This window comes from Streptomyces sp. NPDC005423 (genome assembly GCF_040606415.1).
Classification (GTDB): Bacteria; Actinomycetota; Actinomycetes; order Streptomycetales; family Streptomycetaceae; genus Streptomyces.
In genome coordinates this window covers 543,072-554,402 of record NZ_JBEXET010000002.1, presented here as the reverse complement: position 1 = coordinate 554,402, position 11,331 = coordinate 543,072, and the positions used below count along the sequence as shown (strand labels likewise).

Annotated in this window: 10 protein-coding genes and 1 tRNA gene; 5 read left to right on the top strand and 6 right to left on the bottom strand. The window is 70.9% G+C overall.

Going from position 1 to position 11,331, the window contains the following annotated elements; genetic code table 11:
• Positions 1-145: 145 nt before the first annotated feature.
• From ABZT12_RS06280 to ABZT12_RS06265, 4 genes are all read left to right on the top strand, one after another.
• Positions 146-1,138, top strand: coding sequence for a sugar ABC transporter permease (locus tag ABZT12_RS06280; RefSeq protein WP_356378059.1), 993 nt, complete (start codon positions 146-148; stop codon positions 1,136-1,138).
• Positions 1,139-1,152: 14 nt separating this feature from the next.
• Positions 1,153-2,073, top strand: a complete 921-nt coding sequence (locus tag ABZT12_RS06275; protein WP_356378056.1) for a carbohydrate ABC transporter permease — start codon at positions 1,153-1,155, stop codon at positions 2,071-2,073.
• A gap of 194 nt (positions 2,074-2,267) precedes the next feature.
• Entirely contained in the window at positions 2,268-3,722 is a 1,455-nt protein-coding gene (locus tag ABZT12_RS06270; RefSeq protein ID WP_356378053.1) for a GH1 family beta-glucosidase, read from the top strand.
• Positions 3,723-3,863: 141 nt separating this feature from the next.
• Positions 3,864-4,919: a LacI family DNA-binding transcriptional regulator gene (locus ABZT12_RS06265; RefSeq protein ID WP_356378049.1), complete on the top strand. Its 1,056-nt coding sequence runs from the start codon at positions 3,864-3,866 to the stop codon at positions 4,917-4,919.
• A 135-nt stretch (positions 4,920-5,054) separates the two neighbouring features.
• Here ABZT12_RS06265 and ABZT12_RS06260 read toward each other — a convergent pair.
• From ABZT12_RS06260 to ABZT12_RS06245, 4 genes are all read right to left on the bottom strand, one after another.
• Positions 5,055-5,127, bottom strand: a tRNA-His gene (locus tag ABZT12_RS06260).
• Between the two features lie 113 nt (positions 5,128-5,240).
• Positions 5,241-5,846: an oligoribonuclease gene (orn, locus tag ABZT12_RS06255; protein ID WP_356378046.1), complete on the bottom strand. Its 606-nt coding sequence runs from the start codon at positions 5,844-5,846 to the stop codon at positions 5,241-5,243.
• 174 nt (positions 5,847-6,020) lie between these two features.
• Positions 6,021-7,268: a helix-turn-helix domain-containing protein gene (locus tag ABZT12_RS06250; RefSeq protein WP_356378044.1), complete on the bottom strand. Its 1,248-nt coding sequence runs from the start codon at positions 7,266-7,268 to the stop codon at positions 6,021-6,023.
• 387 nt (positions 7,269-7,655) lie between these two features.
• Positions 7,656-8,063 (bottom strand): hypothetical protein, encoded by a 408-nt coding sequence (locus ABZT12_RS06245; protein ID WP_356378041.1) that lies wholly within the window; start codon positions 8,061-8,063, stop codon positions 7,656-7,658.
• 323 nt (positions 8,064-8,386) lie between these two features.
• On the opposite strand from ABZT12_RS06245, the gene ABZT12_RS06240 reads away from it, so the two are divergent.
• A complete protein-coding gene (locus ABZT12_RS06240) occupies positions 8,387-8,914 on the top strand; it encodes a universal stress protein (protein ID WP_356378038.1) in 528 nt (175 codons plus the stop codon).
• A 224-nt stretch (positions 8,915-9,138) separates the two neighbouring features.
• Here the strand turns inward: ABZT12_RS06240 and glmS are convergent, their stop codons facing one another.
• Complete coding sequence (gene glmS / locus ABZT12_RS06235) at positions 9,139-10,956, bottom strand: glutamine--fructose-6-phosphate transaminase (isomerizing) (protein ID WP_356378036.1); 1,818 nt, start codon at positions 10,954-10,956, stop codon at positions 9,139-9,141.
• A 12-nt stretch (positions 10,957-10,968) separates the two neighbouring features.
• Positions 10,969-11,226 carry a hypothetical protein gene (locus ABZT12_RS06230; protein WP_356378132.1) on the bottom strand — a complete coding sequence of 86 codons (258 nt, stop codon included), beginning with the start codon at positions 11,224-11,226 and terminating at the stop codon, positions 10,969-10,971.
• Between the last annotated feature and the right edge of the window lie 105 nt (positions 11,227-11,331).

The following is an 11,331-nucleotide window of genomic DNA, read 5'->3' as shown; positions in this document are numbered from 1 at the left end:
GTCCGGCGGACCTCCGCCGGACGCCGCGACACCGTGTCCCCCGGGACCGGTGACCTGACTTCGACGACGTGCCCCGGGACCGGACACCGGCCCCGGGGCCGCCTCCCGCCCGTACCAGGCCGAGCTCCAGGGAAGGACTCCCTCCGTGGCAACCACGACCCCCACACGGGGTGCCCCCGCCCCGCCACCCGGCGGCGCCGGCGCCACGCCGAACGAACCCAGCGCGTGGCGCACCCGGCTGTGGCGCCTCGACGACAAGGCGTCGCCGTACGCCTACATCGCCCCCTTCTTCCTCATCTTCGGTGCCTTCGGCCTCTACCCGATGCTGTACACGGGCTGGATCGCCATGCACCGGGTGGAGATGACGAGCCTGAGCCAGTCGGAGTGGGTCGGCTGGGACAACTTCTCCCGGATCCTCCAGGACTCCGAGTTCTGGACGGCCGTCACCAACACGTTCCTGATCGGCGTCATCTCGACCGTCCCGCAGCTGCTGATGGCCCTGGGCCTGGCCCACCTGCTCAACTACAAGCTGCGCGCCAGCACGTTCTGGCGGACGGTGATCCTCACCCCGTACGCCACCTCGGTGGCGACCGCGGCCCTCGTCTTCGCCCTGGTCTTCCGGGCCGACGGCGGCCTGCTCAACTGGGTGCTGCACTTCGTCGGGATCGGCAACACCGACTGGGGCAACGGGGAGTGGACCTCCAAGATCGCCATCTCGGTCATCGTGATCTGGCGCTGGACCGGCTACAACACCCTGATCTACCTCGCCGCCATGCAGGCGGTGCCGACCGACCTCTACGAAGCCGCCTCGATCGATGGGGCGTCGCGCTGGCAGCAGTTCCGCAAGGTGACCATTCCCGCGCTGCGGCCGACGATCCTGTTCACCATCGTCATCTCGACCATCGGCTCCATGCAGCTGTTCGGTGAGCCGCTGCTGCTCCAGGGCGGCACGCTCGGCTCCATCGGAGGCAGCGAGCACCAGTACGAGACGCTCAGCATCTACCTCTTCAACTACGGCTGGAAACTTGGGCACTTGGGCCCGGCCGCGGCCGTCGCCTGGGCGATGCTCGTCCTGCTGCTGCTCATCGCACTGATCAACTGGATCGTCGGCCGGCTCGTGCGCAGCAGCGCGGCCTGACGGGAGCGATATCGATGACCACGACCAGTCCCACCCCGACCGCGCCGGATCTCGACCCGGCGCCGCTCCCCGTCACCCCCGGCAAGGGCCGCCCCCGTTTCAAGATCGGCGCGGGTCAGCAGCTCAAGGGCGGCCCGTTCACGTACCTCGTCCTGGCCGTCGTAGGCCTGGGTTCGGTCTTCCCGCTGTACTGGACGCTGGTGGCCGCCTCGCACGACCAGCAGCGCGTCCTGGACAGCCCGCCGCCACTGCTGCCCGGCGGCCGGCTCTGGAGCAACCTCCAATCGGCCTGGGACCAGGCCCACTTGGGGAAGGCGATCGTCAACACCATGATCGTGGCTGGCTGTATCACCGCGGCCACGCTCTTCTTCTGCACCCTCGCCGGTTACGCCTTCGCCAAGATGCGCTTCCGCGGGCGCGGTGCCCTGATGACCGCGGTCATCGCCACCCTGACGATCCCGCCGCAACTCAGCGTCGTACCCCTCTTCATGATGATGTCGGACATCGGCTGGGGCGGAAAACTGGAGTCGGTGATCTTCCCGACCCTGGTCGGCGCCTTCGGTGTCTTCTTCATGCGCCAGTACCTGCTGGAGGCCCTGCCCTACGAGCTGATCGAGGCCGCCAAGGTGGACGGCGCGACCAACATCCGCATCGTCTGGAACGTGGTCCTGCCCGCGGCCCGGCCCGCGATGATGGTGCTCGGGATGCTCACCTTCGTCCAGGCGTGGAACGACTTCTTCTGGCCCTTCCTCGCCCTGAACCAGGACAACCCCACCATCCAGGTGGCGCTCGGCCAGCTCAGCGCCTCCTACACCCCCGACCAGAGCATCGTCATGGCCGGCGCGCTGATCAGCACCCTGCCGCTGCTCCTGGTCTTCGTGGTCTTCGGCAAGCAGATCATCGGAGGCATCATGGCGGGCGCCGTCAAGGGCTGACGGCGCCGCCGCCGGGCAACGGCCGGCGGGGCTCAAGTCCCTTTCGCTCAAGCCCTGTTGACCGTCCCGTACGGCCCGCCCCCGACGCGGGCCGTACCCGGCCGGGCGCCCGTCGTCGTGCCCCGTCCGCTTCCCCCCTCAACGCCGGATCACCGCCCGGCTCCTCCACACGCCACTTTGGGAGCGTTCTCACCATGACCGCCGTACGACCCGAGACCAAGGCCCAGCCGGCCTCCGCCACCTCCTTCCCCCCGGGCTTCGTCTGGGGTGCCGCCACCGCCGCCTACCAGGTGGAGGGCGCCGCCGCGGAGGACGGCCGGACCCCCTCCATCTGGGACACCTTCAGCCACACGCCCGGCAAGGTGCTCAACGGCGACACCGGTGACATCGCCGCCGACCACTACCACCGCTACCGCGACGACGTGGCGCTGATGAAGGACCTCGGCCTCAAGGCGTACCGGTTCTCCGTCTCCTGGTCCCGGGTCCAGCCCACCGGCCGCGGGCCCGCCGTCGAGCGGGGCCTGGACTTCTACCGCCGGCTCGCCGACGAACTCCTGGAGGCGGGCATCACCCCCGTCGCCACCCTCTACCACTGGGACCTGCCCCAGGAGCTGGAGGACGCGGGCGGCTGGCCGCAGCGCGACACCGCGGACCGTTTCGCCGACTACGCCGAGATCATGGGCCGGGCCCTCGGGGACCGCGTCGGCCTGTGGACCACCCTCAACGAGCCCTGGTGCAGCGCCTTCCTGGGCTACGGCTCCGGCGTGCACGCGCCCGGCCGCACCGACGCGGCGGCCACCCTGCGCGCCGCCCACCACCTCAACCTCGGCCACGGCAAGGCGATCGGGGTGCTGCGCTCGGTCCTGCCCGCCTCCGCGCAGACCTCCATCACCCTCAACCTGCACCAGGTGCGCCCGCTCACCGACAGCGCCGGGGACGCGGAGGCGGCCCGCCGTATCGACGCGGTCGGCAACCGGATCTTCACCGGCCCGATCCTCGACGGCGCCTACCCGGCGGACCTGCTCGCCGACACCGGCCACCTCGTCGACTGGGCGGAGCTGGTCCGCGACGGCGACCTGGCGGAGATCTCCCGCCCCATCGACGTGCTCGGCGTCAACTACTACGCCCCGACCGTCGTTTCGGCCGGCAGCGGCACCGGCATCACCAAGAACGACGGCCACGGCGCGAGCGACCACTCGCCCTGGACCGGCTCGGAGGACGTCGACTTCCACCTCGCCAACGACCGGCTCACCGCGATGAACTGGGCCATCGACCCCAGCGGTCTGCACACCCTGCTGACCGGCCTCGCCGCCTCGCACCCGACGCTGCCGCTGATGGTGACCGAGAACGGCGCCGCGTTCGACGACTACGTCTCGCCCGAGGGCCGGGTGAACGACCCGCAGCGGATCTCCTACCTCCACTCCCACCTCGACGCCGTCCGCCGGGCCATCGCCGACGGGGCCGACGTGCGCGGCTACTTCCTGTGGTCGCTGCTCGACAACTTCGAGTGGTCCTACGGCTATTCGAAGCGCTTCGGCGCCGTCTACGTCGACTACTCCACCCAGCGCCGCATCCCCAAGGCGAGCGCCCACTGGTACACCGGCGTGATCCGGGACAACGCGCTGCCGGCCACCGGCGAGCAGGGGTGAGACCGGGCCGCCCGCGCCGACCCCTCCCTCCGCGGCCCGGCGGGCGAAGGCCCCGGTCCGCGAGGAGCGACGGGAGGCGGGGCGGCCGGCCCCCGGCTGTTACATTCCTGGCCTGAAAGCGGCGAACGGAAGGCGGCGACCATGGCGGTCAGCGGTGGGCGGAACCGGGGCGGTCGGCGGCCGACCCTGGAGGAGGTCGCCGCCCGTGCCGGAGTCGGCCGCGGCACGGTCTCCCGGGTGATCAACGGCTCGCCCCGGGTCAGCGACGCGACCCGCGCCGCCGTGGAGGCCGCGGTCGCGGAGCTGGACTACGTCCCGAACACGGCGGCCCGGGCGCTGGCCGCCAACCGCACGGACGCGATCGCCCTCGTCGTTCCCGAGCCGGAGACCCGCTTCTTCGCGGAGCCGTACTTCTCGGACATGCTCAAGGGTGTCGGGACCCAGTTGTCGGACACGAAGATGCAGTTGCTGCTGATCTTCGCGGGCAGCGACCGGGAGCGGCAGCGCCTCGCCCAGTACCTGGCCGCGCACCGGGTGGACGGCGTCCTCCTCGTCTCGGTGCACGCGGACGACCCGCTGCCCGACCTGCTGGCGGAGCTGGAGATCCCGGCGGTGATCAGCGGCCCGCGCTCCGCGGCCGAGACCCTCACCTCGGTCGACTCCGACAACTACGGCGGCGCGCGCTCGGCGGTGGAGCACCTGCTCTCCCGGGGCCGTACCCGCATCGCCCACATCACCGGCCGCCTCGACGTGTACGGCGCCCAGCGCCGCGTCGACGGCTACCGCGAGGCGCTCCTCGACGCCGGGCACGAACTCGACGAACACCTCGTCCAGCCGGGCGACTTCACCGAGGAGGGCGGGCGCCGCGCGATGACGGAACTGCTGGCCCGCCGCCCGGACGTCGACGCGGTCTTCGCCGGCTCCGACGTGATGGCGGCCGGCGCCCGCCAGGTGCTGCGCGAGGCGGGCCTGCGCATCCCCGACGACGTGGCCCTGGTCGGCTACGACGACTCGGCCATAGCCCGCCACATGGACCCGCCGCTCACCAGCGTCCGCCAGCCCATCGAGGAGATGGGCCGCGCGATGATCGACCTGCTCCTGACGGAGATCGCGAACCGCGACCCGGCCGCCCCGCTGGGCCCGGAGCGCCCGCAGGTGGTCCTCGCGACGGAACTGGTGACCCGTACGTCGTCCTGACCGCCCCGGCGGATCGAGGCGCCCGACTCCCGTGCGGACAACGGGAGTCGGGGCGGGCGGGCGCGGGGTGCGGGGTGCGGGTGAAAACGAATCAGCCGGTGACCCTGTTTCCAGGAGCACCGGCTGATTTCTCGGGGTGAGTGACGGGACTCGAACCCGCGGCATCCTGGACCACAACCAGGTGCTCTACCAGCTGAGCTACACCCACCATGACCGGGGATTCACTTGGAGGTTCCTCCGACCGGACGAGAAAAAGTGTACAGGGTCCGGAGGGGTGCTCGCGCCAGGCTTTTCGCGAGGCCCCTTCGGCGACCCCGGCGGCTACGGGCGAGCGGGCAGTACGTGTTTCGCGGCGATCGTCCTCGCCGTTTCCGAGTCGGGGCCGGGCTGGGGAACGAAGACCGCCTCGCGGTAGTAGCGCAGCTCCGCGATGGATTCGCGGATGTCGGCGAGGGCGCGGTGGTTGCCGTTCTTGTCGGGGCTGTTGAAGTACGCCCGCGGATACCAGCGCCGGGCCAGCTCCTTCACCGAGGAGACGTCGACGATCCGGTAGTGGAGATAGCCCTCCAGCGTCGCCATGTCCCGCAGCAGGAAGCCGCGGTCGGTGCCGACCGAGTTGCCGCACAGCGGCGCCTTGCCCGGCTCCTTGACGTGCTCCCGTACGTAGGCGAGCACCTGCTCCTCGGCGTCGGCGAGCGTCGTGCCACCGGCCAGCTCGTCGAGCAGACCGGACGCGGTGTGCATCTGCCGCACCACCTCCGGCATCGTCTCCAGCGCCCGTTCCGGCGGCCGGATGACGATGTCCACCCCCTCGCCGAGCACGTTCAGCTCGGAGTCGGTGACGAGGGCGGCCACCTCGATGAGAGCGTCGTCGGACAGCGAGAGGCCGGTCATCTCGCAGTCGATCCACACCATGCGATCGTTCATGTGCCTCACCATACGGCCCGCCTGCCCGCGCCGGGTCCGGCCGTGCGCCCACCTCCCGCGCACCAGCCCGCTGCGAGCGCCGCCAGGGCCGGGTGGACCGGCCCGGGCGACGCTCGACGAGGCGTCCCCGAGAGGCGTTCCGGGAGGGGCGCCCGAGGGCGCCCCGTCAGACCGTCAGGTGCCGCTGCGCTGTCCGGGCAGGCTCGCCCGGCTCGGCACGTACGCTTCCCGGCCGTTCTCCCCACCGCCGGAGGAGGCGCCCGACAGCGCGGCGGCCGCCGTACGCCGGGACTGGATCGGCACCGGGCCCTCCGGGTGGAGGGAGGGCGGCGGTCCCACCGGGCCCGACTGCGGCGGACCGGACGGGCCCGCGGGCCCGTCGCTGTCCACCGGCTTCTCGCCCTGCGGCCTGCGGGCGCGGTACGCGGCCCGGTAGGCGGCCGGCGACGAACCGAGCTGGCGCCGGAAGTGGCCGCGCAGCGCCACCGGCGAGCGGAAGCCGCAGCGGCCGGCGACCTCGTCCACCGAGTAGTCCGACGTCTCCAGCAGCCGCTGCGCCTGGAGCACGCGCTGAGTGATCAGCCACTGCAGGGGAGCGCTCCCGGTGAGCGAGCGGAACCGGCGGTCGAAGGTGCGCCGGCTCATGTACGCCCGTGCCGCGAGCGTCTCCACGTCGAACTGCTCGTGGAGGTGTTCCAGCGCCCAGGCGACGACCTCGGCGAGCGGGTCGGCGCCGATCTCCTCTGGTAAAGACCTGTCGAGATAGCGCTCCTGGCCGCCGCTCCGGCGTGGGGGGACCACCAGTCGCCGGGCCAGCGCGCCCGCCGCCTCGTTGCCGTGGTCCGTCCGCACGATGTGCAGGCACAGGTCGATTCCGGCCGCCGTGCCCGCCGACGTCAGCACGTCGCCGTCGTCGACGAACAGTTCTCTGGGATCGACGTGCACCGACGGATAGCGCTTGGCCAGCGTCGGCGCGTACATCCAGTGGGTGGTCGCGGGGCGGCCGTCCAGCAGTCCGGCCGCCGCGAGCACGAAGGCACCGGTGCAGAGGCCGACGATGCGGGCCCCCTCCTCGTGCGCTCTGCGCAGCGCGTCGAGCGCTTCCTCCGGTGGCGGGGAAGTGATCGAGCGCCAGGCCGGCACGACGACCGTGCCCGCCCGCGAGATCGCTTCCAGGCCATGCGGCGCGGTGAGTTCGAGGCCTCCGGTGGTACGCAGCGGGCCGTCCTCGCCGGCGCACACCAGTAGCCGGTAGCGCGGTACCCCCGCGTCCTGCCGGTCGATCCCGAACACCGACAGTGGTATGGAACTCTCGAAGATGGGGCCGCCGCTGAACAGCAGCACCGCGACGATCTCCTTGCGGCGTCGCCCGGAGAGTTTCCGGGCCGCGGCTTCCGGCGCGGCAGTGGAGTCGTGGCTCATCCTGCTAAGCCCCCCTCGGTGGTCGCGGTACCCTCAACCTTTCGGGTCTGTCGCTCCAACACGTTTCCCCTCGGTCCTGCACGAGTCCCCCGCCGTAAGACGTCAAGATCGAATCTACTGTGTCCCGTGGTGCCGGGGTGACCCAGTTCGGGAACCGGCACATTGTCGACATGGCAACTTGGCGTGAAGCATTCGATCACGAAGCGTTGCACTCGTGGGCCGTGCAGGGAAGTGCGCCTCCGCGCAGTGGCCAATCCACATAGGGTACGTGGGGCCCTTCGGACCGTTTTCGCGCAGGTGGAACGGGGGTTGGGGGGTGGTTCGGCCACCGGACGTGTGGGGCACGGAAGTTGGCTGAAAAGCGCCGGGGGCGTGCGCGAAAACCGGTCAGTTGACCGGTGTATTCCCCCCGGTATGACGCCCGCCCCTGCGCGCCCCCGCCCCGCCGGCCGCCCCGCTTCCCGCCTCGGCCCGGTGGCGTCGGCCCTGGTGCGGGGCGTCCGCCCCGCACTCCGCGCGCTCCTGGTACCCCTCGTGTGCCTCGTGCTTCTCGCCCCGCTCGCCCTCCTCGGCGACCAGCCGCGCGGCGCCGTGCTCCGAGCGGCGCAGCAGCACCCGGCAGACGGCGGTGACGGCCGCCAGACCCAGCGCGGTACCGGTGGCCCCGGCGAGCGAGGTGCCGTACCAGAGGAGTACCACGGGAACGAGGACACAGCTGAAGGCCGCCCACCGCACCACGTCGGTCACGCTGTCGGCGGCGGGGGGTGCCTCGGCGGGGGTGCGGGGTCCGGACATGGCGTGCTCCCTGGGCAGTGGGCTCGCCCGGTTCAACGGGTCGGCGGTTCGCCCGGTTCAACGCCTGTTCGATCCCTCGGTCACTGGGCGAGCCACCGGTAAGTGAATCCTGTGCAAACCGCCTGTACGGGTCAGCAACCATTGCGTTACGGGCGCCCCCTCGTGCATGCTCCCTGGAACCCCGCGGAGCGTGCGCGGTCCATGGGCCGAAGGAGGCGTGCCGCCGTACCCTTGCGGGTATGGGGTTGGGAAGGTGATTCCCGGACACAGCCCCGCCGCACTCTGTTGTCCCCATCCAAGAGGATCAAAACGCCGAGACACTCATGGCCGCTCACGAAGCTTTCGAACCCGCGGACCGCAAGCGGCCCGTCGCCGATCCCTCGGCGGCCGACCCCCTGGCGGCGGAAGAGTCACGTCATTCCTGCGACCCGGCCTTCCAGCACGGAGTGGTCGTCGGCTTCGACGGCTCCACCTCCAGTGAGCGTGCCCTCGCGTACGCGGTCGGCATGGCCCACCGCTCCGGCTCGGGCCTGATCATCGTGCACGTCGCCAACCGGCTGCCCACCACGGTGTGGGCCGGCTGCGAGCCGCCGGTCTTCGTCGATGTGCCGGATCACCGCACCGAGGTACTCGGCCTGGAGCTGGCCTGCGCGGACTACCTCGCCGAGGTGCCCTGGATCCTGGTCGAGCGCGGCGGCGACATCTGCCACGAACTCGAAGAGGTGGGCCGGGAGTACGAGGCGGACGCGATCGTGGTGGGGTCGACCCACGGCATCGTCGGGCGGCTCTTCGGCTCGGTCGCGGGGCGGCTCGCCAAGCGGGCCCAGCGTCCCGTCATCGTCATCCCGTAACTTCGCTGCCGCTCCCCGAACTTACCGAAGCGTAGGGGGTGTCCGTGCCCCGGTGCAGGGCATACAGCCGTCAGCGCACACCGCACGGCATCCGCGACGCGCTGCCGGTCGGGGCGTGACGGCAACCGGCTAACCGGCAGCGGGCGCCGGGGAGTTGGGCCGCCCCGGCGAGCTGAGCGAACCCCCGGTGCGCGGTGTGACACCCGGGGGTTCGCTCTGCCGTCCTACTCGACCGTCACCGACTTGGCGAGGTTCCGCGGCTTGTCGATGTCCCGGCCCAGCGTCAACGCCGTGTGGTAGGCGAGGAGTTGGAGGGGGATGCCCAGGAGGATCGGGTCCAGCTCGGGCTCGTTCTTCGGGACCACGATCGTCTCGTCGGCCTTCTCCTGGGGCTGGTGGGCCACCGCGAGGATACGGCCGCTGCGGGCCTTGATCTCCTCCAGGGCGGCGCGGTTCTTCTCCAGCAGGTCGTCGTCGGGGACGATCGCGACCGTGGGCAGCGCGGGCTCGATCAGGGCCAGCGGGCCGTGCTTCAGCTCGGAGGCGGGGTAGGCCTCGGCGTGGATGTACGAGACCTCCTTGAGCTTCAGGGAGGCCTCGCGGGCCACCGGGTAGCCCCGCACCCGGCCGATGAAGAGCATCGAGCGGGCCTCGGCGTACTGCTCGGCCAGCTTCTTGATCCGCTCCTCCTGCTCCAGGATCTCGGAGATCTGGGCCGGCAGCCTGCGCAGGCCCTCGATGATCCGCTTGCCGTCCCGGACGGAGAGGTCCCGGGTGCGGCCCAGGTGCAGGGCGAGCAGCGCGAACGCGACGGTGGTGTTGGTGAAGCACTTGGTGGAGACCACGCAGACCTCCGGGCCGGCGTGCACGTACATGCCGCCGTCCGCCTCGCGGGCGATCGCCGAGCCGACCACGTTGACCACGCCCAGCACCCGCGCCCCCTTGCGCTTCAGCTCCTGGACGGCGGCGAGCACGTCGTAGGTCTCGCCGGACTGGGAGACCGCGATGTAGAGGGTGTCGGGGTCCACCACCGCGTTGCGGTAGCGGAACTCGGAGGCCGGCTCCGCGTCGGCGGGGATCCGGGCCAGCTCCTCGATCATCTGGGCGCCGATCATGCCCGCGTGGTACGAGGTGCCGCAGCCGAGGATCTTCACCCGGCGGATCTGGCGCGCCTCGCGGGCGTCCAGGTTCAGGCCGCCGAGGTGCACGGTGGAGAACCGGTCGTCGATCCGGCCGCGCAGCACCCGGTCCACGGCCTCGGCCTGCTCGTGGATCTCCTTGTGCATGTACGTGTCGTGGCCGCCCATGTCGTAGGAGGCCGCCTCCCACTCCACGGTGGTCGGCTCGGACGTGGTGCGGGTGCCCTCGGTGGTGTATGTCCGGAAGTCGTCGGCCTTCAGGGTCGCCATCTCGCCGTCGTCCAGGGTCACGATCTGGCGGGTGTGGGTGACGAGCGCGGCGATGTCCGAGGCGACGAACATCTCCTTCTCGCCGACGCCCAGGACGACCGGGGAGCCGTTTCGCGCCACCACGATGCGGTCGGGGAAGTCGGCGTGCAGGACGGCGATGCCGTACGTGCCCTCGATCAGGCGGAGTGCCTGGCGGACCTTCTCCTCCAGGCTCTCCGCCGAGGCGCGGGCGACGAGGTGGGTGAGGACCTCTGTGTCGGTCTCGGAGAGGAACACGACGCCGTCCGCTTCGAGCTTCTTCCGCAGGTCGGCGGCGTTGTCGATGATGCCGTTGTGGACGACGGCGACCTTCTGGTCGGCCGACATGTGCGGGTGGGCGTTGGTGTCGGAGGGCGCCCCGTGGGTGGCCCAGCGGGTGTGGGCGATGCCGGTGGTGCCCTTGAACCGCGCCGGGACCTTGGCCTCCAGGTCACGGACCCGGCCCTTGGCCTTGACCATCTTCAGGCCGGCCGTCTTCGGCGAGGTGACGACGATGCCCGCGGAGTCGTAGCCGCGGTATTCCAGCCGTTGCAGGCCCTCCAGCAGAAGGGGCGTGACGTCACGCCTGCCGATGTATCCGACGATTCCGCACATGTATGTGTGTCCCTAGCCGTAGACGATGCGTCGCAGCTGCCGGAGCGTCAGCTCCGGCGGTGCCACCGCTCGGTATCTCAGATCCGCCCCGATCCGTTCGAAGATCGTCGCGTTCACCAGGCCCTGGGCCTGGAGTTCGCGGTGGCGGCGACGGACGTACTCCTCGGTCGTCTCGTCGAAGTAGGCGAGCACGTCCTGGACCACCCGCAGCGCCTCGCCCCGGTTGAGGGGCGTGGACCGCGTCAGATGATCAACAAGTTCGTCGTGCACCCGCATGATCCTGGGGTACCGCGGACCGTTGCGCAAGAAATCTGCCCGATATCGGGCAAGAGGCTGTTGAAAGTCTTATGGGGGTCTGTTCGCAAGCTGTCCATA

What these genes read in the sequence shown, in the direction of transcription:
- ABZT12_RS06275 (WP_356378056.1), top strand. Translation starts at nt 1,153, where the DNA reads ATGACCACGACCAGTCCCACCCCGACCGCGCCGGATCTCGACCCGGCG.
- ABZT12_RS06270 (WP_356378053.1), top strand. Translation starts at nt 2,268, where the DNA reads ATGACCGCCGTACGACCCGAGACCAAGGCCCAGCCGGCCTCCGCCACC.
- ABZT12_RS06265 (WP_356378049.1), top strand. Translation starts at nt 3,864, where the DNA reads ATGGCGGTCAGCGGTGGGCGGAACCGGGGCGGTCGGCGGCCGACCCTG.
- orn (WP_356378046.1), bottom strand. Translation starts at nt 5,846, where the DNA reads ATGAACGATCGCATGGTGTGGATCGACTGCGAGATGACCGGCCTCTCG.
- ABZT12_RS06250 (WP_356378044.1), bottom strand. Translation starts at nt 7,268, where the DNA reads ATGAGCCACGACTCCACTGCCGCGCCGGAAGCCGCGGCCCGGAAACTC.
- ABZT12_RS06245 (WP_356378041.1), bottom strand. Translation starts at nt 8,063, where the DNA reads ATGTCCGGACCCCGCACCCCCGCCGAGGCACCCCCCGCCGCCGACAGC.
- ABZT12_RS06240 (WP_356378038.1), top strand. Translation starts at nt 8,387, where the DNA reads ATGGCCGCTCACGAAGCTTTCGAACCCGCGGACCGCAAGCGGCCCGTC.
- glmS (WP_356378036.1), bottom strand. Translation starts at nt 10,956, where the DNA reads ATGTGCGGAATCGTCGGATACATCGGCAGGCGTGACGTCACGCCCCTT.